The 23,504-nt window shown below is 67.6% G+C and carries 23 protein-coding genes; 9 read left to right on the plus strand and 14 right to left on the minus strand.

Features of this window, described 5'->3' with window-relative positions; translation table 11 throughout:
* Positions 1–18 precede the first annotated feature (18 nt).
* The 4 genes from hpnD to F3K02_RS08825 all read left to right on the plus strand — a co-directional run bounded on the left by hpnD (position 19) and on the right by F3K02_RS08825 (position 5,298).
* On the plus strand, positions 19–885 hold the full coding sequence (gene hpnD, locus F3K02_RS08810) for a presqualene diphosphate synthase HpnD (protein ID WP_177135185.1): 867 nt from the start codon (positions 19–21) through the stop codon (positions 883–885).
* Positions 882–2,252 carry a hydroxysqualene dehydroxylase HpnE gene (hpnE, locus tag F3K02_RS08815; RefSeq protein WP_281362738.1) on the plus strand — a complete coding sequence of 457 codons (1,371 nt, stop codon included), beginning with the start codon at positions 882–884 and terminating at the stop codon, positions 2,250–2,252. Before hpnD ends, hpnE begins: the two co-directional genes overlap by 4 nt.
* A 66-nt stretch (positions 2,253–2,318) precedes the next feature.
* Positions 2,319–4,739: a Lon protease family protein gene (locus F3K02_RS08820; RefSeq protein ID WP_177135189.1), complete on the plus strand. Its 2,421-nt coding sequence runs from the start codon at positions 2,319–2,321 to the stop codon at positions 4,737–4,739.
* 97 nt (positions 4,740–4,836) lie between these two features.
* The gene (locus F3K02_RS08825) at positions 4,837–5,298 is read left to right on the plus strand and encodes an SH3 domain-containing protein (protein WP_177135190.1); all 462 of its coding nucleotides are present in this window, start codon (positions 4,837–4,839) and stop codon (positions 5,296–5,298) included.
* A gap of 60 nt (positions 5,299–5,358) precedes the next feature.
* On the opposite strand, the gene F3K02_RS08830 is transcribed toward F3K02_RS08825, so the two are convergent.
* Positions 5,359–6,024: a glutathione S-transferase family protein gene (locus F3K02_RS08830; RefSeq protein WP_177135191.1), complete on the minus strand. Its 666-nt coding sequence runs from the start codon at positions 6,022–6,024 to the stop codon at positions 5,359–5,361.
* 20 nt (positions 6,025–6,044) lie between these two features.
* A complete protein-coding gene (locus tag F3K02_RS08835; protein WP_177135192.1) occupies positions 6,045–6,788 on the minus strand; it encodes an HAD family hydrolase in 744 nt (247 codons plus the stop codon).
* A gap of 19 nt (positions 6,789–6,807) precedes the next feature.
* Here F3K02_RS08835 and hemH point away from each other — a divergent pair, with 19 nt between their 5' ends.
* Positions 6,808–7,899: a ferrochelatase gene (gene hemH / locus F3K02_RS08840; protein ID WP_177135193.1), complete on the plus strand. Its 1,092-nt coding sequence runs from the start codon at positions 6,808–6,810 to the stop codon at positions 7,897–7,899.
* Between the two features lie 29 nt (positions 7,900–7,928).
* Positions 7,929–8,144, plus strand: coding sequence for a hypothetical protein (locus F3K02_RS08845; protein WP_177135194.1), 216 nt, complete (start codon positions 7,929–7,931; stop codon positions 8,142–8,144).
* Positions 8,145–8,154: 10 nt separating this feature from the next.
* On the opposite strand, the gene F3K02_RS08850 is transcribed toward F3K02_RS08845, so the two are convergent.
* The 11 genes from F3K02_RS08850 to F3K02_RS08900 all read right to left on the minus strand — a co-directional run bounded on the left by F3K02_RS08850 (position 8,155) and on the right by F3K02_RS08900 (position 19,635).
* Positions 8,155–9,027, minus strand: coding sequence for an alpha/beta fold hydrolase (locus F3K02_RS08850; RefSeq protein WP_177135195.1), 873 nt, complete (start codon positions 9,025–9,027; stop codon positions 8,155–8,157).
* Positions 9,024–10,124 carry a branched-chain amino acid ABC transporter permease gene (locus F3K02_RS08855; protein WP_177135196.1) on the minus strand — a complete coding sequence of 367 codons (1,101 nt, stop codon included), beginning with the start codon at positions 10,122–10,124 and terminating at the stop codon, positions 9,024–9,026. Before F3K02_RS08855 ends, F3K02_RS08850 begins: the two co-directional genes overlap by 4 nt.
* Before the next feature lie 10 nt (positions 10,125–10,134).
* Complete coding sequence (locus F3K02_RS08860; protein WP_177135197.1) at positions 10,135–11,121, minus strand: branched-chain amino acid ABC transporter permease; 987 nt, start codon at positions 11,119–11,121, stop codon at positions 10,135–10,137.
* On the minus strand, positions 11,118–11,852 hold the full coding sequence (locus F3K02_RS08865; RefSeq protein ID WP_177135198.1) for an ABC transporter ATP-binding protein: 735 nt from the start codon (positions 11,850–11,852) through the stop codon (positions 11,118–11,120). Before F3K02_RS08865 ends, F3K02_RS08860 begins: the two co-directional genes overlap by 4 nt.
* Entirely contained in the window at positions 11,849–12,610 is a 762-nt protein-coding gene (locus F3K02_RS08870) for an ABC transporter ATP-binding protein (RefSeq protein ID WP_177135199.1), read from the minus strand. Before F3K02_RS08870 ends, F3K02_RS08865 begins: the two co-directional genes overlap by 4 nt.
* A 166-nt stretch (positions 12,611–12,776) precedes the next feature.
* Positions 12,777–13,967 carry a substrate-binding domain-containing protein gene (locus F3K02_RS08875; protein WP_177135200.1) on the minus strand — a complete coding sequence of 397 codons (1,191 nt, stop codon included), beginning with the start codon at positions 13,965–13,967 and terminating at the stop codon, positions 12,777–12,779.
* A 165-nt stretch (positions 13,968–14,132) separates the two neighbouring features.
* Positions 14,133–15,626 carry a sigma-54 interaction domain-containing protein gene (locus F3K02_RS08880; protein WP_177135201.1) on the minus strand — a complete coding sequence of 498 codons (1,494 nt, stop codon included), beginning with the start codon at positions 15,624–15,626 and terminating at the stop codon, positions 14,133–14,135.
* A gap of 147 nt (positions 15,627–15,773) precedes the next feature.
* On the minus strand, positions 15,774–16,412 hold the full coding sequence (locus F3K02_RS08885; RefSeq protein WP_177135202.1) for an HAD family hydrolase: 639 nt from the start codon (positions 16,410–16,412) through the stop codon (positions 15,774–15,776).
* A 127-nt stretch (positions 16,413–16,539) separates the two neighbouring features.
* On the minus strand, positions 16,540–18,033 hold the full coding sequence (locus F3K02_RS08890; RefSeq protein ID WP_177135203.1) for a tripartite tricarboxylate transporter permease: 1,494 nt from the start codon (positions 18,031–18,033) through the stop codon (positions 16,540–16,542).
* 30 nt (positions 18,034–18,063) lie between these two features.
* A complete protein-coding gene (locus F3K02_RS08895) occupies positions 18,064–18,600 on the minus strand; it encodes a tripartite tricarboxylate transporter TctB family protein (protein WP_177135204.1) in 537 nt (178 codons plus the stop codon).
* 75 nt (positions 18,601–18,675) lie between these two features.
* Positions 18,676–19,635 (minus strand): tripartite tricarboxylate transporter substrate binding protein, encoded by a 960-nt coding sequence (locus F3K02_RS08900; RefSeq protein ID WP_177135205.1) that lies wholly within the window; start codon positions 19,633–19,635, stop codon positions 18,676–18,678.
* Positions 19,636–19,777: 142 nt separating this feature from the next.
* Between F3K02_RS08900 and F3K02_RS08905 the strand changes: the two genes are divergently transcribed.
* Genes F3K02_RS08905 through F3K02_RS08915 form a run of 3 tightly spaced genes read left to right on the plus strand, consistent with a single transcriptional unit; the run spans position 19,778 to position 22,364 of the window.
* Positions 19,778–20,467 carry a response regulator transcription factor gene (locus F3K02_RS08905; protein ID WP_177135206.1) on the plus strand — a complete coding sequence of 230 codons (690 nt, stop codon included), beginning with the start codon at positions 19,778–19,780 and terminating at the stop codon, positions 20,465–20,467.
* Positions 20,464–21,885: a sensor histidine kinase N-terminal domain-containing protein gene (locus F3K02_RS08910; RefSeq protein WP_177135207.1), complete on the plus strand. Its 1,422-nt coding sequence runs from the start codon at positions 20,464–20,466 to the stop codon at positions 21,883–21,885. The genes F3K02_RS08905 and F3K02_RS08910 overlap by 4 nt, the downstream gene beginning before the upstream one ends.
* 17 nt (positions 21,886–21,902) lie before the next feature.
* A complete protein-coding gene (locus F3K02_RS08915; protein WP_177135208.1) occupies positions 21,903–22,364 on the plus strand; it encodes an RNA-binding S4 domain-containing protein in 462 nt (153 codons plus the stop codon).
* A 15-nt stretch (positions 22,365–22,379) separates the two neighbouring features.
* Here the strand turns inward: F3K02_RS08915 and F3K02_RS08920 are convergent, their stop codons facing one another.
* Positions 22,380–23,288 carry a DMT family transporter gene (locus F3K02_RS08920; protein WP_177135209.1) on the minus strand — a complete coding sequence of 303 codons (909 nt, stop codon included), beginning with the start codon at positions 23,286–23,288 and terminating at the stop codon, positions 22,380–22,382.
* Positions 23,289–23,504: the final 216 nt, after the last annotated feature.

The raw sequence follows: 23,504 nt of genomic DNA on the forward strand, positions 1-23,504 counted from the left end.
GGCAACCCTGCCTGAGTCATGACACCCCAAGACTACGTTCAACAAAAAGCCGCTGCCTCGGGCAGCAGCTTTTATTACGCCTTCCTCTTCCTCCCCCCCGAGCGCCGCACCGCCATCACGGCGTTCTACGCCTTCTGCCGCGAGGTGGACGACGTGGTCGACGAAGTGACGGACCCCGGCGTGGCGCAGACCAAGCTCGCCTGGTGGCGGCGCGAAGTGGCGCAGGCCTTTGCCGGCGAGAAGAACCACCCGGTGATGCAGGCGCTGATGCCGCACACCGCCGCCTTCGGCATCGAAGCGCGGCACCTGCTGGCCGTGATCGACGGTTGCCAGATGGACCTGGACCAGAACCGCTACCTCGACTTCGCCAACCTGCAGCAGTACTGCCACCTGGTGGCCGGCGTGGTGGGCGAAGTGGCGGCCAGCATCTTCGGCCAGACCCAGGCGCAGACCACCGCCTACGCCCACCGGCTGGGCCTGGCGTTCCAGCTCACCAACATCATCCGCGATGTGGGCGAAGACGCTGCGCGCGGGCGCATCTACCTGCCGGTGAACGAGCTGCAGCGTTTCGATGTGAAGGCGCACGAACTCATCAAACGCGGCGCCGCGCCCGGCATGGACACCGCCGACTTCCGGCGCCGTTTCCTGGCCCTGATGCGGTTCCAGTGCGAGCGCGCCCTGGCCACCTACGACGAAGCCCTGGCCCTGTTGCCCGAAGCCGACCGCCGGGCGCAGAAACCGGGTCTGATGATGGCCAGCATCTACCGCACCCTGCTGCGGGAAATTGCGGCAGACCCGCTGCTGGTGCTGACGCAGCGCGTGAGCCTGACGCCGCTGCGCAAGTTCTGGCTGGCCTGGAAGGTGCAAGCCTTGGGTCGTCTTTGAGCACACGGCTTGCGATTGTCGGTGCGGGCTGGGCCGGCATGGCCGCGGCCGTGGCGGCCGCCGACGCGGGCGCCGATGTGACGGTGTTCGAAGCCACCCGCACCTTGGGTGGCCGCGCCCGCGCATTGCATGTGCAACGGCCCGACGGCCAGCCCCTCACGCTCGACAACGGTCAGCACATCCTGATCGGCGCCTACAGCCAGACGCTGGCACTCATGCAACGGGTCGGCGTGGATCTGGACCAGGCCCTGCTCCGCCTGCCACTGGCCCTGCCCTACCCGGACGGCAGCGGCCTGCAGACCCCCGCCTGGGCAGCGCGCTGGCCGGCGCCCTTCGATGCGGTGGCGGCGATTGCCAGCGCGCGCGGCTGGTCTTGGGGCGAGCGCCTGGCGCTGGTTCGTGCTTCGCTCGGCTGGCAGCGGTCCGGCTTTGCGTGCCCGCCTTCGATGACCGTGGCCGAACTCTGCGCCCGCCTGCCGGCGCGCGTGATGGATGGGCTGATCGAGCCGCTGTGCGTGTCGGCCTTGAACATCCCGGGCGCGCAGGCCAGCGCGCAGGTGTTCCTGAACGTGATGCGCGATGCGTTGTTTGGCGCGGGCCATGCCGGGCTGGGCGCATCCAACCTGCTGCTGCCCCGCAGCGACCTCTCGGCGCTGATGCCCGACGCGGCGGCGCAATGGCTGTCGACCCGACACCCGGACACCGTGCGCCTGCGAACCGGCGAACGCGTGCTGGGCCTGTGCCCTCAGGGTCAGGCGTGGCAGCTGTACACCGCGGAAGTCGCAGAGACCTTCGACCGCGTGATCTGGGCCACGGCCGCAGGCCCTGCCGCACAGGCCATGGCGCAGGCCGCATCCAATGCGGGTGCTGCGGGTGACACCGGCACCGCGAGCCAGCTCGGCGCCTGGTCGCGCACCACCGCGGCGCTGCGTTTCACCGCCATCACCACCGTCTACGCCTGGGCACCCGGCGCGCGGCTGGCCGCGCCCATGCTGGCGTTGCCGGCCGATCCCGGCGCGTTGCGCGCCCCGGCGCAGTTCGTGTTCGACCGTGGCCAGCTCACGCCGCACGACGCGGCTGCGCAAGGCCTTCTCGCCTTCGTGGTGAGCGCCAGCGAGGGCGAGCGCGACGCGCTGCAGGCCCTCGTGCTGCAGCAGGCCGCGGACCAGCTGGGCCTGAAAGGCCTGCAGGCGATCCAGACGGTGGTGGAAAAACGCGCCACCTTCGCCTGCACGCCCGGCCTGCAACGGCCGGTGGAGGCCATCGCACCGGGCCTGTGGGCAGCGGGCGACTACGTGGACGGCCCCTACCCCGCCACGCTCGAAGGCGCGGTGCGCAGCGGGCTGGCGGCCGGCCGGGCGGTTTGACGTCGGCGCTTGCGGAAGGGCCGGCGTTCCGCGCATCATGAAACCTTGCCACCCACGAGACGCCCCATGAACGCCACGCCCCTGAAGCCCGAACAGCTGCGCCTGAACATCGACCCGGCCACGCTGGGCTTTGCCGACACGGCGGAACTGCAGACCACCGAGCTGCCCTGGATCGGGCAGGAGCGTGCGCAGAACGCAGCGCGTTTCGGCCTGGCCATGGACCAGGCCGACTACAACCTGTTCGTGCTGGGTGAGGTGGGCAGCGGGCGCTCCTCGCTGCTGCGCCAGCTGACCCAGGCCGTGGCGGCGGGGCGACCGGTGCCGCCCGACCTGTGTTACCTGCACAACTTCGACGCCCCCGAGCGGCCGCGCGCCCTGCGAATGCCCGCCGGCCAGGGCCGCGAACTGCGGCAGCTCATGACCCGGTTTTCGCGCGGACTGCAAACCGAGATCCCCCAGCGCCTGGGCAGCGAAGACTTCAAATCCGAGAGCGGGCGCATCCAGGCCGCCTACCAGAGCGAGGAAGCCAAGGCCTACACCGAGCTGGACACGTTTGCCGAATCCCACGGCTTCAACCTGTTCCGCGAATCCGGCCATCTCGTGTTCACGCTGATGGGCGACAAGGGCAGCGCGCTCACCGAAAACGAAGCCCGCGCCCTGTCCAAGGAGCGGCGTGCCGAAATCGACAAGGCCGAAGAGGCTTTGCGCCAGGAGATCGCACGCTTCCTCGACAAGACCCGGCCCATGGAGCGCGTGATGAACGAGGCCCTGGCCGCGCTGCGCCGCCAGGTGATCAAGCCCTGGCTGGACCACGAGATGCAGGAGATCCGGGTCAGCCTGAAGAAACAGATCAAGGACTCGGTCAAGCTCGGCAGCTACCTGGAACAGGTGCAGCACGACGTGCTGGAACACATCGAACTCTTCATCGCGCAGGACAGCGACGACGAGGTGCGCCAGGAAGCGCTGACCCAGTTGCTGCTGGGCTACCGGGTGAATCTGGTGGTGGACAACGCGGGGCGCACGGGCGCACCGGTGATCGTGGAAGACAACCCGGTCTACCACACGCTCTTTGGCCGCATCGAATACCAGGCCGAAGAAGACATGATGCTGACCGACTTCTCGCGCGTGCGGGCCGGCAGCCTGATCCGGGCCCACGGCGGCTTCCTGCTGCTGCACCTGCGCGACCTGCTGTCCGAGGAACTGGTGTGGGAGAAGCTGCGCCGCTTCCTGCGCTCGGGCCGGGTGCAGATTGAAGAGCCCGGCAGCTCGCCCATGCCGATGGCGGCTGTGTCGCTGTTGCCCGAGGCGGTGGACGTGGCGGTGAAGATCGTGCTGATCGGCTCGGTGGAGGAGTACTACGCGCTGCAGGAAGGCGACCCGGAGTTTTCGCGCCACTTCCGCGTCAAGGTGGACTTTGCCGAAAGCTTCCCCGCCAGCGGCGACACCCGCGCGGCCAGCGCGCTGTATGTGGCGCACACCTGCCGCAAGCTCGGTCTGCCCCATTTTTCGGCGGCTGCCGTGGCGCGGCTGCTGGAAGACTCGCACCGCGAGGTCGACGACCAGGCCCGCCAGAGCGCCATCTTCGCGCGCACGGAGGCGCTGGTGGCCGAGAGCGCCGCGCTGTGTCGCGCACGCGGCGCCGCCCTGGTGGACGCGCTGGATGTGGACGCCGCCCTGACCGCCCGGCGCCAGCGCCACGACTACCCCGAGCAACGCCTGCGCGAATCCATCGCCGAAGGTGAACGTCTGATTTCGTTGCAGGGCACGCGTGTGGGCCAGATCAACGGCCTGACACAGATCGATCTGGGCGACTGGCGCTTCGGCCTGCCGGTGCGCGTGACGGCGCGCAGTCACGCGGGCACGCGCGGCCTGCTCAACATCGAACGCGAGGTCGAGATGTCGGGCCCGATCCATGACAAGGGCGTGCTGATCCTGCACAGCTACCTGACGGCGCTGTTTGCCCATCTGACACCCTTGGCGCTGAACGCATCCATCGTGTTCGAGCAGGAATACCAGGGTGTGGAGGGCGACTCGGCCTCTTGTGCCGAGCTGTTCGCTCTGCTGTCCTCGCTCTCGGGTGTGCCGCTGCGGCAGGGCATCGCCGTGACCGGCGCGCTCAACCAGCACGGTGAGGTGTTGCCGGTGGGCGGTGTGAACGAGAAGATCGAGGGCTGGTTCCGCGTCTGTGACGCGGCGGGTCTGGATGGCACGCAAGGTGTGCTGCTGCCGCAGCGCAACCTGCGCCACCTGATGCTGGACCGTGCCGTGGTGGATGCCGTGGCCCAGGGCCGCTTCCACATCCACACCGCCAGCCACGTTGGCGAAGGCCTGGCGCTGCTGAGCGGAATGGTCTCTGGCATCACCGATGCCGCGGCAGGCCCGTACCCCATAGACAGCCTGCTGGGGCGCTGCGAACAGACCCTCAAGGCCTACCGGGAAGCCTGCCGGCAAGCCGTTGCGGAGACGAAAACACCGTGGAGCCCATGACCCATCGATCAACTCCCTGCACATTCTCGGGAACCTGTGGCGCCTGATGCCCTCCCACCTGCTGTTTGTTCCACCCCAAGAGAAGGAGCCCCCGCGGATGACACGCACACATCGCTTTCGAAACACCCTCGCTGCACTCGCCACCGGGCTGGCGCTGCTGACGGGCCACACCGCCAGCGCCCAGAGCATGGTCAGCGTGAAAGGCAACGTCCTGAACATGCGTTCGGGGCCCGGCACAAACACCGAGGTCCTGTGGGAGCTGCGAAAGGGTTACCCGCTCAAGGTGGTCGCCCGCCAGGGCAACTGGCTGAAGGTCAGTGATTTCGAAAACGACCGCGGCTGGGTGGCGCGCTCACTCACGGGCCGCACGCCGCACCACGTCGTGAAGTCCCGGGTCGCCAACATCCGCTCCGGCCCCGGCACGCAGCACCGCATCGTCGGCAAGGCCGAATACGGCGAGCTGCTGCGCACGCGCGAGAAGCGGCCCGACTGGGTGCGCGTGGAGCGCGACAACGGCAAGACCGGCTGGATCGCCAAGCGCCTGTTGTGGGGCTGGTGAGCGGGTCCTGACCCTGGCTCTCGGCCGTGGGCCAAGGTTCCCACTGCCCCACTCAACAGTTCAAACCTCGCCAAGGGCTTTGGCCGCCAGGTGAGCCGGCCGTTCGATGCAGCGCACGATCCAGTCGTGCGTCAACGGGTGCTCCGCCATCAGGCTGCGTGCCGCTCGGGCCCAGTTCAGCACGCTGGCGACGCACAGGTCGGCCACGGTGAAGCGCGGCGCCGCCAGATACGCTTCACCGCGCTCGTTCTGCTGTTGCAGGTGCCGCTCGATCACGCGCAGCGCCACCGCCAGGCGCTTCTCGGCAGCGGTGGCCAGCTCGGGTTTGCGCCGTTCGGCGGGCATCACCATGCGGTGCATCAACACCGTCAGTGCATCGGCCTCGCATTCGTTCACCACCCAGAAGCTCCAGCGCAGCGCCTCGGCGTCTTCGCGGGCGTTGGCGGGCGTGATGCTGGTGCCATCGGGCTGGCCGTGGTGACGCGCGATGTAGAGCGCGCAGGCCATGCTTTCCCACACCACGACCTCACCACCCTGCTCCGGCGGCCGCTGATCCGCCACCACCGGGATGTGGCCGTTGGGGTTGAGCGCCAGGAATTCGGGGGTTCGCGTGGCACCGCCCTGGAAAGGCGTGGGCACGTGGACGAAATCCAGACCGAGTTCGGTGGCGGCCCAGAGCGGGCGCACCGCGCGCGAGGCGGGGATGCCGTAGATGGTGAGACTCATGGAATCAAGATGGGGAAAGTTCAGCCCAGCGCGCGGCACAGGGCCAGCAGTTCGGACACGGTGATGTGGGGCGCCAGCGGCGCATGTTCCCAGGCATGGCCTTCGCGGTTCACCCACGCGAGCTGCATGCCGGCGTTCAGGGCACCCACACCGTCGAGGTGCGCGTCGTCGCCGACGTGCAGCACCTGCGACGCCGCCACGCCGGCGGCCTGCGCGGCGGCGTGGAAGATGCTCGTATCGGGCTTGGCGGCACCGAACCCATGGGCATTGAGCGAGGCCCGGAAATGCGCGCCGATGCCCACGCGGTGCACGTCCGCGTTCCCGTTCGACACCGCCACCACCGGGTAGCGGCTGCTCAGCCATTCCAGCGCAGGCAGCGCGTCGTCAAACAGCTCCACGCGGTGGCGTTCGGCAAAGAAGACCTCAAACGCCGGCTCGGCCAGGGCCGGGTCATCGCCCGCGCGCTGCAGCAACAGCCGGATGGACTCGCGGCGCAGTCCGCTCATGTCGTGCGCCAGGTCGGGCCGGGTGGTGTTCATCTGGTTGCGCAGCTCGCGCAGCGTGCCCGGCGCGGCAGACAGCGCGGCGGTGGCCGGCGCGTGTTCGCTCAGCCAGGCCTGCAGCGCGTCTTCGGCACGCGTGATCGTGGGCCAGATCGGCCAGAGCGTGTCGTCCAGGTCGAGCGTGATGGCGCGGATGCGCGAGACGTCCAGGCCGGCGTCGATCACAGGGGGAACAGGTGAGCTGGGTTCGAGGGTGTTCATGTGTGCGGGAGAATAGCGCATGGCATTCCAACAAGAACCTCCCTTCTCGCATGGCCAGTCGGCCGGTACGGCCGTTGTGCTGTGCAACCTCGGCACCCCCGACGAAGCCACCGCCCCGGCGGTGCGCCGCTACCTCGCCGAGTTCCTGGGGGACCACCGCGTGGTCGAGATCCCCAAGCCGATCTGGTGGCTGATCCTGCACGGCATCATCCTGCGCACCCGGCCAGCCAAATCGGCCGCCAAGTACGCCAGCGTCTGGACGCCCGAGGGCTCGCCGCTCAAGGTGTGGACACAGAAGCAGGCCACCTTGCTGCGCGGCTACCTGGGCGAGCGCGGCCACCAGGTCACGGTGCGCTACGCCATGCGCTACGGCAATCCGTCGATCCCCGCCGTGCTCGACGAGCTCAAGGCGCAAGGCATCACCCGCGTGCTGATCGTGCCGGCCTACCCGCAGTACAGCGGCACCACCACCGCCAGCGTGATCGACGCGGTGGCCAGCTGGAGCCTGAAGGTGCGCCTCCTGCCCGAGCTGCGCTTCGTGAACCGCTACCACGATGACGCTGGCTACATCGAAGCGCTGACCCGGAAGATCCGAGCGCACTGGATGCACCACGGCCAGGCCGAGCAGCTGGTGATGAGCTTTCACGGCGTGCCCGAGCGCACCCTGCACCTCGGCGACCCCTACCACTGCGAATGCCACAAGACCGCGCGCCTGCTGGCCGAACGGCTGGGTCTGGCGAAAGACCGCTACAAAGTCACCTTCCAGTCGCGCTTCGGCAAGGCCAAGTGGCTGGAGCCCTACACCGAACCAACGCTGATCGCGCTCGGCCAACAAGGCGTGAAGAGCGTGGACGTGGTCTGCCCCGGCTTCACCAGCGACTGCCTGGAAACGCTGGAAGAAATCAACATGGAGGCGCGCGAAGCGTTCCTGCACGCGGGCGGCCAGCAGTTCCAGTACATCGATTGCCTGAACGACAGCCCGGACTGGATCCGCGCGCTCACCGACCTGACCGAACGCCACCTCCAGGGCTGGCCCACGAAACAGGCCGACGACCCAATGGCACTCAAGGAAAGCCGCGCGGCGGCGCTGGCGCTGGGCGCCAAGGACTGACGTGACACCTCGGTGCCCTGGACTTCATCATGAACAAGCTGCCCACCCTCCTCACCCTGTGCGCCCTGGCCAGCCTGGCGGCGGGCTGCTCCACGCAGACGGCTTACTACAGCGGCCAGGGCTGGCAACGCCAGCAGTGTTTCAAGATCGAGGACATGCAGCAACGGCAGCGCTGCCTGAAGAGCGCCAGCACCTCGCACGAGGACTACCAGCGCGAGGTCGAAGCCCTCCCGTCCAGGCCCTGATCTCAGGCTCTCAGTGCACACCTGCTAGAAAGCGCTGCACCAGATCCAGCTGCTCCGGCACATTGAGCGCCGGCGCGTGGCCACAGCCCGCGATCGTCACCACCAGCGCACGCGGCCCGCGGTCGCGCATGGCTTCGGCGGTGTCGGCCAGCAGCAGGTCGGATTCCGCGCCGCGCAGGCACAGCACCGGAATGTGAATGCGGTCGTAGGCCTCCCACAGCTCGTAGTCCGCCGGATGCTGGGTGAACTGCATCACCATGGCCGGGTCGTAGTGCGGTGTCACGCGGCCATTGGGCAGGCGGCGGGTGGAGCTTTCGGTGAGCAGCTTCCACTGCGCATCGGTGAGGAATCCATAGGGCTTGTAGATGGTGCGGAAGTACTGCTCCAGTTCGCCCACAGTGGCAAACGAGGCCGGATTGCCCGCGTAGCTGCGGATGCGCTCAACCGCGGCATCGGCCAGCTTGGGGCCGATGTCGTTGAGCACCAGGCGCTGGATGCGGCCCTGCAGCGGGCCGGCCGCGCACACCATGCCGATGGCGCCACCCATGGAGGTGCCCACCCAGTGGAAGGACGCCACCCCGAGCTGATCCACCAGCGCCGTGGCGATGCGCGCATAGAAGGCCAGGCAGTACTCGGTATCGGGTGTCGGGCTCCATTGCGACAGGCCGCGGCCGATGGTGTCGGGGCAGATCACGCGGTGGCCGAGGGCACTCAGGTACGCGGCCAGCGGGTCCATGTCGCGCCCGGTGCGCGCCAGGCCGTGCCAGGCGATCACGGGCGTGCTTTCGGGCACACCGGGCGCGGGCGCCCAGTCCATGAAATGGATCTCGCGGCCTTCGCACTGGAGGTAGCGCGACTGGGGAACCACAGCGGAGGTGTTCATTTCAGGCCCCTGAGTTTCGCGAGGACCGAGCGCTCGCGCAGCTTGCCGACGATGCCGGTGGGAAAGTAGTACACCGACAGGACGAACAGCACACCCATCCAGAGCAGCCAGCGGTCGGGCGTGAGCAGCGCGGGCAGCAGCGGGATGCCAGCAGTGGCTTCCCCCGCCATGCGCAGCAGGTCCTGCAGGTAGCTCTGCGCCAGCACGAACAGCACGCTGCCGATCAGCGCACCGTAGAGCGTGCCCATGCCGCCGATCACGACGATGAGCAGGATGTCCAACATGATCTCGAACGAGAGCGAGGTGTCGGGCCCGTTGTAGCGCAGCCAGAGTGCGAGCAGGCAGCCGGCCAGCGTGGCGAAGCCGGCCGAGAGCACGTTGGACAGCGTGCGGTAGACGACGGTGCGGTAGCCCAGCGCCTCGGCCCGGAAATCGTTCTCACGAATGGCTTGCAGCACGCGGCCGAAGGGCGAGTTCACGATGCGCAGGATGGTGAGGAAGATCGCCGTGACGGCCGCGAAGATCAGGTAGTAGGTGATCAGCTTGCCGTTCAGATCCACCTCGCCCAGTGGCGTGACCAGCGGCTCTTCGGTCAGCGTGAAACCGGGCGAGAGCAGCTCGGGCACGCTGAAGCTCAGGCCGTCTTCACCACCGGTGAAGTCCGACAGCTGCGAGGCCAGCGTGAGGAAGGCCGAGGCCACCGCCAGCGTGATCATGGCGAAGAAGATCGCGCGCACCCGCAGCGAAAACAGGCCGATCATGAGCGAAAGCACCAGCGAGACCGCCAGCGCGCACAGCACGCCCAGCGCGATGGCGCCCCAGGACGGTTCTTCGACCGCGCTCAGCGCGATCGCCACGCCGTAGGCCCCGATGCCGAAGAACATGGTGTGGGCAAAACTCACGATGCCGGTGTAGCCCAGCAGCAGGTCAAAGCTGGCGACGAGGGCCACGAACACCAGCACCTTGGCCGCCACGTTGAGCGCCTTCACGCCCGGAAACAGGAAGGGCGCGAACGCCAGCCCCAGGAACAGGATCACCAGCAGCGCGGCGAGCCAGCGGCTGCGCGGCAGGTCGTTGGAAAGGAGTCGGTGCAACATCATCGGCTCCTCAACGGTTGGTCACCGGGTACACGCCCTGCGGCCGCCAGAGCAGGATGGCGACCATCAAGGCAATGTTGGAGAACAGCGCCACCTTGGGCACCAGGAAGCCGGTGTAGTTGGCCATCAGGCCGACCAGCAGCGCGCCGATCAGCGCGCCCAGCGTGGAGCCCAGGCCGCCGATGATGATGACGATGAAGATCAGCACGTTGACCTGCGCGCCCATCTGCGGGATCACGCTCTGCTGGTACAGGCCCCACATCACGCCGCCCAGGCCGGCCAGCGCCGAGCCGGCCACGAACACGCCGACGAACAGGCGACGGATGCGGTAGCCCAGCGACTCGACCATCTCGCGGTCCTGCACGCCGGCGCGGATCAGCAGACCGACCTTGGTGCGGTTGAGCGTCCAGACCATGGCAGCGAACACGGCAGCACCCACCAGCACGGCCAGCAGCCGGTATTTCTCCACCGCGGCATCGCCCATGAGCACCGCGCCGCGCAGCGCCTCGGGCAGCGGCAGCGGGATCTGCTCGGGGCCCCAGATCACCTTGATCAGCTCTTCGCCGATGATCATGCCGCCCATGGTGATGAGGATCTGCTTCAGGTGCATGCCGTAGACCGGCCGGATGATCAGGCGCTCGAACACCAGACCCAGCGCACCCGCCACGGCCATCGCCACCAGCATCGCCGGGAACAGCGCCAGCAGGTTCAGCCACAGGCTGTCGGCCGTGGTGTAGCTCCCCATGCTCGCGAGCACCGTGGTGGCCACGAAGGCACCGAGCGCGATGAACACGCCGTGGCCGAAGTTGAGCACGTCCATCAGGCCGAACACCAGCGTGAGGCCCGAGGCGATGATGAAGACGATCATGCCCATCGCCAGTCCGGCCACGGTGAGCGTGAGCCAGGTGGAGGGGCTGCCGATGGCGGGCAAGGCGGCCAGTGCGAGCACCGGCACCAGGGCCATGGGTTTCCAGTCGAGGTCTTTGAACAAACTCATTGGTGTGCTCCCAGCGAAAGGCCCAGCAGTCGCGACTGCATCGATTCATCGGCCGCCAGCTCGGCCATCGAGCCGCTGTGCACCACGCGTCCGTCGTCCATCACGGCCACCGTGTCGCCGAGTTGTCTGGCGAAGTTGAAGTTCTGCTCGACCAGCAGGATCGTGGTCTGCGCCGCCTTGAGCTGGCGGAAGGCCTCGATCATGTTCTGGATAATCGCGGGCGCCAGGCCCTTGCTGGGCTCGTCGATCAGCAGCAGCTTGCGCGGTTCGACGATGGCGCGCGACACCGCCAGCATCTGTTTCTGCCCGCCGGACAGCTTGCCCGCCGGGTGCGTCCAGAACTTCTTCATGGCCGGGAACAGGCCGAAGATCCATTCGAGCCGCGTGGTGTCGATGTCATCAAGCGTGCGCGCACCGCGCGCGGCCAGCAGCATGTTTTCGCGTACCGAGAGGTCCGAGAAGATGCCCATGCTTTCGGGCACGTAGGCCACGCCGCTGTGCGCGATGTCGGGCGTCGGTTTCTGCGTGATGTCCTCGCCGTCGAGCACCACCGTGCCCTGGCTGGCGTGCCACAGGCCCATGATGGTGCGCAGCGTCGTGGTCTTGCCCGCGCCGTTGCGGCCCAGCAGCATGGTCAGCTGCCCGGCGGGCACGTCGAGGTCCACGCCGTGCAGGATGTGGTACGCGCCGATGTGGGTGTGCACGCCCTTGAGAGTCAGGAGATTGCTCATGCTGACACCTCTTCTTCAGGGTTGATGCCGAGGTAGGCCTGCTGCACCACCGGCGAAGCGATCACGGTGGCCGGGTCGCCGTCGGCCACCAGCTCGCCGTTGTGCAGCACGATGATGCGGTCCGAGAGTTCGCGCACCACGTCCATCTTGTGTTCGACCAGCAGGATGGTCTTGGTCTTGTCGGCCTTGAGCTGGCGGATCAGGTTCAGGATCACCGGCACCTCGTCCACGCTCATGCCCGCGGTGGGTTCGTCGAACATGAACACCTGCGGCTCCAGTGCCATCAGGATGCCCACCTCCAGCTTGCGCTGGTCGCCGTGCGGCAGGCTGGAGGCGAACGCGTCGCCTTTGTCGGCCAGCGCCACGGCCTCCAGCACCTCGTCAGCGCGCACCACCAGGTCGCGCCGGTCGCTCCAGATGCGCCAGAGGTTCAGCCCCGCACCCGCCCTCGCCTGCACCGCCAGCCGCACGTTCTCGCGCACCGTGAGGTTGGGGAACAGGTTGGTGAGCTGGAACGCCCGACCCAGCCCTGCCTGTGCGCGGGCCGGCGCACCCAGCGAAGAGACGTCCACCCCGTTCAGGCGAACGCTGCCCGCCGAGGCCCGGATCTGCCCCGAGATGAGGTTGAAGTAGGTCGTCTTGCCAGCACCGTTGGGGCCGACGATGGCGGTCAGCGTGCCCGGCTCGAAAGCGCAGGACACAGCATTCACCGCCACGTGCCCACCGAAGCGGACCGTGAGATCGCGTGTTTCAAGCATGAGGTCTCCGACAGGGAGAGGAAGTCTGGGCGCGGCAAGTGCCGCGGCCTTCGGGAACACGGTGGAACCGGCTTTGCCGGGCCACTCGTGTTGTCCCCCTTTAGGGGGAAGCCGCGTTAGCGGCGCAGGGGGTTGCGCCGAATAAATCGCAGGGGGTCAAGCGCTCTCAGCGCTTGTTTTTAATAGGCACATTCATGTCCGCCGGCTTGATCTCGCGCACGAGCTCAGGCACACCCCACGGGAACGCCGGGTCCACCTTGATCTTGAAGTGGTACATGCTCTGCATCGCCTGGTGGTCTTCCTTGCGGAAGGTCATCGTGCCCTTGGGCGTCTCGAAGCTCATGCCTTCCATGGTCTTGATCAGCGTGTCGGTCTTGGTGTCGCCGTTGGTCTTCTTGAGCGCGGTCACCACCGCCATCGCAGCACTGAAGCCACCGGCGGTGAAGAAGTCGGGCGGGCTCTTGAACTGGCTGTAGTGCTGGGCCACCATGGCATCGTTGACCGGGTTCTTCGGAATGCCGAAGTAGTAGTACGTGGCACCTTCCATGCCGGGGAAGTTCTTGTAGTTGGCCATCGCCGGCAGGATGTTGCCGCCGGTGGCGATCTCGATGTTGTAGCGCTTGAGGTCGAGGTCGGCGATCTTGAACGGGTTCCCTGCGCCGGCCCAGATGATGAAGATCACCTTGCGGCCCGGCAGGTCCTTGAGCTTGTCGATCAGGCGCTGCGCACCGGCGGTGAAGTCGGTGGTGCTGGTCGGCAGGTATTCCTCGTGCACGATCTTGGCGGTCTTGACCGCGTCCTTGAAGGCCTTCACGCCGTCACGCCCGAACGCGTAGTCCTGCGCCAGCGTGGCGATGTTCACGCCGGCCTTGTCCAGCGCCACGGCGTTGGAGATCGCGTCCTGGCTGCTGTTGCGGCCGGTGCGGAAGATGTACTTGTTCCATTTGTCACCGGTGATGGAGTCGGCCACGGCGGGCTCCACCAGCAGGATCTTCTTGTATTCCTCGGCCACCGGCAGCATGGCCAGCGCCACGCCGGAGCCGGTCGGGCCCACGGCGATGTCGGCCTTGTCGTCGGCGAAGGCGGCCGCCAGCTGGGCCTTGCCCACGTCGGGCTTGAACTGGCTGTCTTTCTCGATCACCACCAGCTTCTTGCCGCCCACCATCATCGTGCCGCCGGTGGCGTAGTTCAGGCCCATCATCAGGCCGGTGTGGGTCTGCTTGGCGTAGGCTTCGAGCGGGCCGGTCTTGTCGTAGACGTGGGCGATGCGGATCTCGCCCTTGTTCGACTGGGCAAAGCCCAAGGTGGCCGTGCAGGCGAGCGCGATGACCGCCAGGCGGCGGGTGGTGTTGTGCATGTCTTGTCTCCTGGTTGGAAGTGTCACAGCGCGTGGCGCCGTGTCTTTCACATTGCAGGGTCCGTGCCAGGGAGACAAGTGTTTGATTTCAAACAGATTTTTCTGTGACGGCTGGGCGCTTGTCTGAGTTTCAGACAGTCACGGGTGGATACACGTGACTATTATTCAGACACTTGTCTGAATTTCAGACAAGCCCGCAGAACCCGCCGGGGCACCCAGCTTGTCGTACAGGCTGGCGCGCGAGATGCCGAGCAGGCGTGCTGCCGCAGCCCGGTTGCCCCCGCTGCGCTGCAGCGCCGCCGCGATCGCGCGCTGCTCCAGTTCGGCGATCTGTTCCGGCAGGGGTCGGGTGTCGGCCCCGCCCGCAGCCAGCGCCTGCGCGGGAGCGGGCACCACGGCAGGCTCGATGCGGTCCAGTCCCGATTCGCGCAGCACCGTCTCCACCTGCGGCGCCGCGATCTGCGGCGAGTCGCTGCGCAGGGCCAGCTGCTCCAGCACGTTGCGCAGCTCGCGGATGTTGCCGCGCCAGGGCTGGGCCGCGAGCAGGGCACGGGCGCAGGGCAGCAGGTCGATCTGCTCACCCGCGCCGCGCGCGGCAATGTCTTCGCACAGGGCTTCGATCAGCAAAGGCACGTCGTCGCGCCGCTCGCGCAGCGGCGGCACCCGAATCGGCAGCACATTGAGCCGGTAATACAGGTCTTCGCGGAAGCTGCCCTCGCGCACCATGTGCTGAAGGTCGCGCGAGGTGGCCGCCACCACGCGCACGTCAAAACGGATCAGTTTGTTCGAACCCAGCGGCTCGATCTCGCCTTCCTGCAAGGCGCGCAGCAGTTTGACCTGCACCGACATCGGCATGTCGCCCAGCTCGTCCAGAAACAGCGTGCCGCCGTCGGCCAGCTTGAACTTGCCGTCGCGGCCCTTCTTGTCGGCGCCGGTGTAGGCGCCGGGCGCCACGCCGAAGAACTCGGCCTCCAGCAGCGTATCGGGCACGGCCGCCATGTTCACGCTCACGAACGGCCGCCCTGCGCGCGGTGACGAGGCATGGATGGCGTGGGCGAGCAGTTCCTTGCCGGTGCCGGTTTCGCCCAGCAGCAGCACCGGGCTGCTGGAAGACGCCGCGCGCCGCGCCTGGCGTTTCACCTCCAGCGCGCCCGGGCTGGTGCCCACGAAACTCGCGAAGGTGTATTTGCTGCGGCGCTGGCTGGCCAGCTCGCGCCGCGCGTCGCTCAGGTCCTGCTCCAGCCGCGCGAACTTGGCGATCAACGGCTGCAACGTGGTTTCGGGGTGGTCAAACAGCACGATGCCCAGCACGCCAATCACCTCGCCCGCGTCGTCGCGCAGCGGGATGCGGCTGACCACGAAGGTGCCCGCCTTGTTGGTGAGCAGGTCGATCAGGATCGGCTTGCCGGTGGCCAGCACCTGGTGCATCTGTGTGTTCTGCACCACACTGGAGACCGGGTGGCCGACGAAGTCTTCTTCGCGCTCGAAACCCAGCGCCGGCAGGAAACGGCGGTACTGGTCGTTGATCCAGACCACGCGCGCCTTGCGGTCCACCAGCATCATGCCTTCGCTGGCGGTGGCGAACAGGTCGAACATGGAACGCGCGGCGAGCTCCAGAATGCTCTGCGCGTCGCGGGGAAGTCGGTCGTCTCGGATCATGACGGGATATTAAGCCCACCCCCATCGCTTGTTCGCTTCGCGTAAGCGCTCCGCCCCTCAAGGGGCGATGCGAGCGGCCCGGCGGAGCCGGTTCCGCCGCATCCTGGGTTGAGGCATTTCGCTCCGGGGCAGCTGCTGTCCGATCGGTCAGATCGGCAACAGCCCCGCTTCCACCAGTTGTGCCCTCACCTGCAACGCCGATTCGAAGCGAACACCACGCCAGCCGTGAGCATGGGCCGCGTCCAGGTTGCGCTGCACATCGTCGATGAACCAGACCTCATCGGCACCCAGGCCGAAGCGCTCGACGGCCAGCGCGTAGATACCCGGGTCGGGCTTGATCTGTTGCACATGGGCCGAGAAGATGCCGTCGTCGAAAGCGCTGAAAAACGCCTTGTCGCGCAGCAGTCGCTCGGCATACGGCGCCGGCATGTTGGAGAGGAAGCACAGCCGATGGTCCTGCGCGCGCAGCTCGTGCAGCAGGGCCTCGGTGCCTTCCAGTGTGGCCAGGTGCGGCGGGATCGCCTCGATCACCGCCTGCACATCCTGCACCTGCAGACCGGTGCGCGCGGCAATGCGTTGCGCCAGTGCATCGGGCTCGATCTGACCCAGGTCGAACAGTGCCCAGTCGCCACCGGGATCGAAGCCTTGAAACAGCTGCTGCGCCAGCGCCTGCGCGCCAGCGTGGTGGGGGGCGTGTTGCGGCAGCAGGTGCTGCAGCAGGGTCAGCGGCTGCCAGTGCAGCAGCACGCCGCCCAGATCAAAAATGACCGTCTTCTGTGGGCTCATGCCGCCATTGTCGCGCCCTGCCCCTCAGCGGAGGGGGCCAACGATCCGGCGCCGGGCCGCCCCAAGCCGGATCAGCCCCCTCGGGGGGCAGCGACCCGCGCAGCGGCGGAGCGTGGGGGCCATTTCTTCAGGACCGCCGGTGCCAGGCCAGCAGGCGCGGCGTGACCAGCACCAGCACCACGATGGCCAGCAGCGTGGCCGACATGGGGCGTTCAAAGAACACCGCCAGACTGCCTTCGCCAATCGACATGGCGTTGCGGAACTGCGCCTCTGCCAGCGGCCCCAGAATCAGGCCCACGATCACCGGGGCGGTCGGAAAGTCGAACCGGCGAAGCACCACGCCCACCAGCGCCAGACCGAACATGATGAACAGGTCGAACGAGCTCTGGCGCATGCCATACACACCCACCGTAGCAAAGATCAGGATACCGGCGTAGAGCGGTGCCTTGGGGATCTTCAGCAGCTTGACCCACAACCCCACCATCGGCAGGTTGAGCACCAGCAGCATCACGTTGCCGATGTAGAGCGAGGCGATCAGCGCCCACACCAGGGCAGAGGACGTCTCGAACAGCTGTGGCCCGGCGTTGATGCCGTAGTTCTGCAGCGCGCTCAGCAGGATGGCCGCCGTCACCGAGGTGGGGATGCCCAGCGTGAGCAGCGGCACCAGCGTGGCCGTCACGGCCGCGTTGTTGGCGGCTTCGGGGCCGGCCACCCCTTCGATGGCGCCGGTGGTGCCGAACTCCTTCTTGAACTCGGGGTCGGCCAGCTTGCGCTCCGTCGCGTAGCTCAGGAAAGTCGGGATCTCGGAGCCGCCCGCGGGGATGGTGCCGAAGGGGAAGCCGATGAAGGTGCCGCGCAGCCAGGCGGGCCAGGACCGCTTCCACTCGGTGCGCGTCATGTGCGCCTTGTTCATCTTGTTCAGGTTGGCTTCGCTCCTGCCTTCGTACAAGGCGTTGTAGAGCGCCTCGGTGACGGCAAACAGGCCCACCGCCACCAGCACCACCTCGACGCCGTCCATGAACTCGATGACGCCGCCGGTGTAGCGCACCTGGCCGGTGATCTGGTCCATGCCCACCAGGCCCAGCGCCAGGCCGAAGAACAGCGCCGTGATGCCGCGCAACGTGCTCTGCCCCAGCACCGCGCTCACGGTGGTGAAGGCCAGCAGCATCAGGCAGAAATACTCGGGCGGGCCGAGCTTCACGGCGAACTCGGCCAGGATGGGCGCGAACAGCGTCACCAGCACCGTCGCGATGCTGCCGGCCACGAACGAGCCGATGGCCGACGTGGCGAGCGCGGCGCCGGCGCGTCCGCTCTTGGCCATCTTGAAGCCTTCGAGCGCGGTCACCATGGTGCCGGTCTCTCCGGGCGTGTTGAGCAGGATGGAGGTGGTCGATCCGCCGTACATGGCGCCGTAGTAGATGCCGGCGAAGAAGATCATCGACGCGGTGGCCTCCACCTGACCGGTGATCGGCAGCAGCATGGCCACCGTGACCGCCGGGCCCAGGCCAGGCAGCACGCCGATGGCGGTGCCCAGCGCGCAGCCGGCCAGAGCCCACAGCAGGTTGATGGGGGTGCCGGCGGTCACAAAGCCGCCGAGCAGGTTGTTCCAGGTTTCAAGCATGGTGAATTCCTTTCTGGTCCGTCACAGGGCTCACAGCCAGCCGGTGCCCGTGAGGCCCGGCAGGTTGACGGCGAGGAATTTGGTGAACAGCCAGAAGGTGGGCGCCGAGATCAGCATGCCGATCACCGCGTCTTTCACCGTCTGCATGGCGTTGCCCGCGGGCTTGCCTTCGCTGATGCGCAAGCCGCGCACCGCCAGCGTGAAGCACATCGCACAACTCAGGATGAAACCGATGGTGGTGATGAGCGCCGCGTTGCCCAGGATGCCGGCCGACACCCAGACCATGGCGTGCCAGTCGCCGCGGGCCGCGCCCGAGGGCTCGGGCATGTTGCGGAAACCGCCGGTGCGCACTTCCCAGATCAGCAGCACACCGCACAAGCCCATGGCGGCCGACACCACCCAGGGCAGGAAGTCCGGGCCGACGCCCGCGTAGCCCGCGTCCGACGGGATGTTGGCCGCGCCGTAGGCCAGCCCGGCGGCCAGCAGCACGGCGGCAATGCCCAGGGCCAGCTGGCCGGGCCTGTGGTCCGCGCGCGCGGGTGGATCTCGGGAATCGGTGGTGTTCATGTGGGCCTCCAAAAAAAAACCGCGACAAAATGTGCCGCGGCCGGTGGGCAGCGCGCCGTGCGCGGCGCTGCCGCGTCAGGCCATGCCGGCGCGCACCATGGTGGCACGCAGGCTGGAGAAATCGCGGTCCACGAATTCGTCGAAGGCCTTGCCAGTCAGCAGCGCGGGTGTCCAGTTGTTCTTGACCAGCGCCTCCTGCCAGGCCTTGCTCTTGGTGGCCTTGACGATCATGTCGGTGAGCGCGTCGCGCTGCGCCGGGGTGATGCCAGCCGCGCCGTACACGCCGCGCCAGTTGCCGATCTCCACGTTGATGCCCTGCTCCTTGAGCGTGGGCACGTCGATGCCTTTCACACGCTCGCCGGAGGTGATACCGATGGCGCGCATCTTGCCGCTGTCGATGTACTGCTGGAACTCGCTGTAGCCACTGCCGCCGATGGTGACGTTGCCGCCCAGGATGGCCGCCACGGCTTCGCCACCGCCACGGAAAGGCACGTAGTTGATCTTGGCCGCGGGCACACCCACCGACTGCGCGATCTGTGCCGCCGCGATGTGCTCGGTGGCGCCGCGCGAACCGCCGCCCCACTTGACGCTGCCCGGGTCTTTCTTGAGCTGTTCGACCACATCCTTCATGGTCTTGAAGGGCGAATTGGCCGGCAGCACGAACACGTTGTATTCGGTCGTGAGGCGGGCAATCGGCGTGAGCTGGGTGACCGACACCGGCGGCTTGCCGGTGATGATGCCGCCCAGCATGACGGCGCCCATGACCATCATGGCGTTCGGATCGCCCTTGGAGCTGTTGTAGAACTGGGCCAGGCCGATTGCGCCCGCCGCACCGCCCTTGTTTTCAAAAGTCACCGAGTCGGCCACCTTGGCATCGCGCAGGGCTTCGCCCAGGGCGCGGCCCGTGCCGTCCCAGCCACCGCCCGGGTTGGCGGGGATCATCATCTTGACGTTGGCAGCAGCCCAGGCCAGGTTCGGCAAGGCGCCGGCAGCGGCCATGGCGGCCAGGGATTTGAGGAAGGTGTCGCGACGCATGTGAAGTCTCCATTGGGTGTTGATCGACGGAGCCTATGTTCCTGTCGCACGCTGTCAATCGGCTGTCCAACATCTAAGGAGAAACCCTAGTGATCTGGATCACCCCAGCGCTCCGCCCGGTGCTGCCGATAATCGAAGCCGAATGAAACTGCTGCTGATCGAAGACAACCCCACCATGCAGACCACGCTGCAGCGCACGTTCGAGCGGCGTGGCATGCAGGTGCTCACCTGTGGCGACGGTGCGCGTGCGCTGGCGCTCTGGCAGGCCAGCCTGCCCGACGCCGTGCTGCTCGACCTGAGCCTGCCCGGGCGCGACGGCCTGCAGGTGCTGGGCGACGCACGCGCCGCCGGCCTGACCACGCCGGTCATCATTCTCACCGCACGCGGCACCGTGGGCGACCGCATCATCGGCCTGAACACCGGCGCCGACGACTACCTGCCCAAGCCCTTTGACCTGGACGAACTTGAAGCCCGCCTGCGCGCCCTGGTCCGCCGCTCCGCCAGCGCCAGCGAAGCCGGCAACGGCCCGACCGGACGCACCGCCGTCTGGTGCGGCATGCAGCTCGACAAGGACAACGGCGCGGTCTACTTCGAGGGCCAGCCACTCGAACTTGCGCCGCGCGAACTGGCCCTGCTGCGCGCCGTGCTGCAGAAGCCGGGCCACGCCATCGCCAAGGAGCGGCTCACCGAGCTGGTGTTCCCGGGGGAAAGCCAGGTGCAGCCGGAGGCGATCGAGGTCGTGGCCTACCGCCTGCGCAAGAAGATCGCCCACACCGGTGCGCAGCTGGTCACGCTGCGCGGCCTGGGTTACCTGTTGAAAGCCACGACGTGAAGTCCCGCTCGCTCTCGCTGCGGCGCACCCTGCTGCTCGGCATCCTGTTGCCGGTGTTCGGCTTCGTGCTGATCAACACCGTGGTGCTCTACCGCCAGGCGCTCGCCGCCGCCGACACGGCCTACGACCGCACCCTGCTGGCCACCGCCAAATCGCTGGGTGAACAGCTGGAGGTGGTGAGCGGTGGCGCGGGTGCGCGGGTGACGTCATCGCTGGCCTACTCCGCGCTGGAGGCTTTCGAAGCCGACAACCGCAGTCGCATCTTCTACCGGGTCAGCGGGTTTGCCGGCGAGATGGTCTCCGGCTTTGAAGACCTGCCGCCAGCCCGCCAGCGCCTGCCCGACCAGAAGATCTACGCCGCCCTGGTGCACTTCTACGACGACCAGTACCGCGGCGTGCCGGTGCGCATGGCGGTGCTGCTGCAGCCGGTGGCCGGGGTGGCCGGACAGGGCATGACCACCATCCAGGTGGCCGAAACGCTGGAGCTGCGCCAGACGCTGGCGCGCCAGATCCTCATCGACACGCTGTGGCGCCAGGCGGCGCTGGTGATCGTGATCGCGGGCGTGGTGGTGTTCGTGGTACAGCGCGCCACGCGTCCGGTGCGCGCGCTCAGCCACGCGCTCTCGGCGCGCAGCGAAAACGACCTGTCGCCCCTGCCCACCAACAGCGCCCCACGCGAGCTGCTGCCCCTGGTGGAAGCCACCAACCAGCACATGCAGCGCCTGTCGCAGTTGCTGGAACACCAGAAGCGCTTTGTGCGCGACACCTCGCACCAGCTGCGCACGCCGCTGGCCGTGCTCAAGACCCAGGTGCAGTCGGCGCGCCGGGGCGATGTGGAGCCACAGCTGGCGCTGGAAGAAATCGGCCACACGGTCGAACGCGCCACCGAACTGGCCAACCAGATGCTGGCGCTGGCCAAGGTCGAGCAACTGCGCCAGGAGACCGACGCGCCGGTGGTGGACTGGGCCGACGTGGTGCGCGCCGTGGGACTCGATCTCGCGCCCCTGATCGCCGAGCACGCGCTCGATTTTTCGCTTGACGTCGTCAGCGCGCGGGTGCGTGCACACGAGTGGGCGCTGCGGGAACTCAGCCGCAACCTGCTGCACAACGCCATCAAGAACACGCCCGAAGGCTCGCGCCTCGCGGTGATGCTGGTGCGCGATGCCCACGCCGCGGCGCTCACCATCAGCGACAGCGGCCCCGGCATCTCGGCAGCGCTGCGCGAGCGCCTGTTCCAGCCTTTCGCCACCGACCCGCAGCGCGCCGGTGCACCGGGCAGCGGCTCGGGTCTGGGCCTGGCGATCTGCCACGGCGTCACCCTGTCGCTCGGTGGCAGCATCGACCTGATCAACCGCGAAACCCATGGTCAGGTCTTGGGGCTTGACGCGACCGTCCGCCTGCCGCTGGCCTCCACCTGAACCTAACAGACCTTTCGATGAAGAACGTCCCGTCCACCAGCGCAGGCAGCGGCAAGATCCGGCTCGACAAATGGCTCTGGGCCGCGCGCTTCTACAAGACCCGCAGCCTGAGCTGCGAAGAAATCGACAAGGGCCGCGTGCGGCTCAATGGCCAGCCGGTCAAGCCCTCGCACGACGTGAAGCCGGGCGACACGCTGGAGATCCGGTCGGGCCCCATCGTCCGCACCGTGCTCGTGCGTGCGCTCAGCGGCGCGCGCGGTCCGGCCCCTGTGGCCGCCCTGCTCTACGAAGAAACCACCGAGTCGGTGGCCCTGCGCCTGGCCGCCGCCGAACAACGCCGGCTGGCCCCCGAGCCGGCCCACAGCCTCACCCAGGGTCGCCCGACCAAACGCGACCGGCGCCACATCGAAGGCCTGCGCGACGAGGGCAAGGCCCCGGGCTGGAATGAACGCTGGAGCGCTTCGCTGGACGACGACTGATCGTCGAGCGGTCGGTCAGTTTTTTCGAGTGCCCAGCCACACCACCGTGGCCACCACCAGCAGGCCACCCGCCACCTGCACCGGCGCGATGCTCTGTCCCAGAATCGCCCAGGCCAGCATCAGCGCAAAGATGGGTTCGATGTTCATGATGGCCGAGTTGCCCACCACGCCCAGGCGCGGCAACACGGTGAACATGATGGTGAAGGCCGTGCCATACAGGACCGTGAGCCCGAGCAGGCCCCACCAGCCGGCCACTGCCACGGGAAAATGGAACCCGCCCTGTGTCGCCACCCCGGCCAGGGCCAGCACCGCCACGATGCCCATGGTGCTCGCGGTGCGCAGGCGGCCATCCAGGTCGGCCGTCTCGTGCTGGGTCAGCACCAGCGCGAGTCCGAATGTGGCCGCCGCCGTGAGCGCGAAGGCCACGCCCACGCCAATCTGCGCCCAGTGACCCGAGGCACCCAGGCCCGAAGCGGCGCCGGACACATCGAGCGCCAGCGCCAGGCCCAGCAGCATCACCGGCATGGCGCGCACCATGCGCGCTTCGGGCCGGTGGCCGTAGACCACACGCGCCCACAGCGCGGTCCAAAGCGGGTAGGTGTTGAACGCCAGCAGCGCCAGCGCCACCGGCAGGCGGGCCACCGACGAATACAGGCACAGGCTCTGGACACCGACCAGCAGGCCGATCACGGGCAGCGCCTTGCGGTGCCGGGGCCCGAGCCGCACCGGCACGCGGAACCAGCGCAACAGAAATGCCACCACCAGCGCCGTGACCCCGCTGCGGAAGACCACCGCGGTCGCGACATCGACACCGTTGTCGAAAGCCATGCGTGCCGCCACGTGGTTGGCCCCCATCATGAAGGCGATCAGCAGCAGCGTGGCAAAGGCGGCGCGCGACAGCGCCGGGCTTGAAGTCGAAGACATGCGCAAAAGGTCCTTGTGCGGGCAGTCCCAAGAAAAAACCCGTTCCAGCTTGCGCTGAAACGGGTTTCTCTGATTGGCGGAGCGAGAGAGAAACGAACTACAGCCATTTTCGCTTGTAAATCAACGGTGTTTCGCGGGAAACAATTCAGGATGCCTACACCCGTGCCCACAAAACGAAAAGCCCGCCAGTCCGAAGACCAGCGGGCGATTTCTTGG

The sequence above is a fragment of the Hydrogenophaga aromaticivorans genome, from assembly GCF_013387465.1.
In the GTDB taxonomy this organism is placed as follows: domain Bacteria; phylum Pseudomonadota; class Gammaproteobacteria; order Burkholderiales; family Burkholderiaceae_C; genus Hydrogenophaga; species Hydrogenophaga aromaticivorans.

Coding starts and splice junctions, on each gene's coding strand:
- hpnD (WP_177135185.1), top strand. CDS start 19: ATGACACCCCAAGACTACGTTCAACAAAAAGCCGCTGCCTCGGGCAGC.
- F3K02_RS08820 (WP_177135189.1), top strand. CDS start 2,319: ATGAACGCCACGCCCCTGAAGCCCGAACAGCTGCGCCTGAACATCGAC.
- F3K02_RS08825 (WP_177135190.1), top strand. CDS start 4,837: ATGACACGCACACATCGCTTTCGAAACACCCTCGCTGCACTCGCCACC.
- F3K02_RS08830 (WP_177135191.1), bottom strand. CDS start 6,024: ATGAGTCTCACCATCTACGGCATCCCCGCCTCGCGCGCGGTGCGCCCG.
- F3K02_RS08835 (WP_177135192.1), bottom strand. CDS start 6,788: ATGAACACCCTCGAACCCAGCTCACCTGTTCCCCCTGTGATCGACGCC.
- hemH (WP_177135193.1), top strand. CDS start 6,808: ATGGCATTCCAACAAGAACCTCCCTTCTCGCATGGCCAGTCGGCCGGT.
- F3K02_RS08845 (WP_177135194.1), top strand. CDS start 7,929: ATGAACAAGCTGCCCACCCTCCTCACCCTGTGCGCCCTGGCCAGCCTG.
- F3K02_RS08850 (WP_177135195.1), bottom strand. CDS start 9,027: ATGAACACCTCCGCTGTGGTTCCCCAGTCGCGCTACCTCCAGTGCGAA.
- F3K02_RS08855 (WP_177135196.1), bottom strand. CDS start 10,124: ATGTTGCACCGACTCCTTTCCAACGACCTGCCGCGCAGCCGCTGGCTC.
- F3K02_RS08860 (WP_177135197.1), bottom strand. CDS start 11,121: ATGAGTTTGTTCAAAGACCTCGACTGGAAACCCATGGCCCTGGTGCCG.
- F3K02_RS08865 (WP_177135198.1), bottom strand. CDS start 11,852: ATGAGCAATCTCCTGACTCTCAAGGGCGTGCACACCCACATCGGCGCG.
- F3K02_RS08870 (WP_177135199.1), bottom strand. CDS start 12,610: ATGCTTGAAACACGCGATCTCACGGTCCGCTTCGGTGGGCACGTGGCG.
- F3K02_RS08875 (WP_177135200.1), bottom strand. CDS start 13,967: ATGCACAACACCACCCGCCGCCTGGCGGTCATCGCGCTCGCCTGCACG.
- F3K02_RS08880 (WP_177135201.1), bottom strand. CDS start 15,626: ATGATCCGAGACGACCGACTTCCCCGCGACGCGCAGAGCATTCTGGAG.
- F3K02_RS08885 (WP_177135202.1), bottom strand. CDS start 16,412: ATGAGCCCACAGAAGACGGTCATTTTTGATCTGGGCGGCGTGCTGCTG.
- F3K02_RS08890 (WP_177135203.1), bottom strand. CDS start 18,033: ATGCTTGAAACCTGGAACAACCTGCTCGGCGGCTTTGTGACCGCCGGC.
- F3K02_RS08895 (WP_177135204.1), bottom strand. CDS start 18,600: ATGAACACCACCGATTCCCGAGATCCACCCGCGCGCGCGGACCACAGG.
- F3K02_RS08900 (WP_177135205.1), bottom strand. CDS start 19,635: ATGCGTCGCGACACCTTCCTCAAATCCCTGGCCGCCATGGCCGCTGCC.
- F3K02_RS08905 (WP_177135206.1), top strand. CDS start 19,778: ATGAAACTGCTGCTGATCGAAGACAACCCCACCATGCAGACCACGCTG.
- F3K02_RS08915 (WP_177135208.1), top strand. CDS start 21,903: ATGAAGAACGTCCCGTCCACCAGCGCAGGCAGCGGCAAGATCCGGCTC.
- F3K02_RS08920 (WP_177135209.1), bottom strand. CDS start 23,288: ATGTCTTCGACTTCAAGCCCGGCGCTGTCGCGCGCCGCCTTTGCCACG.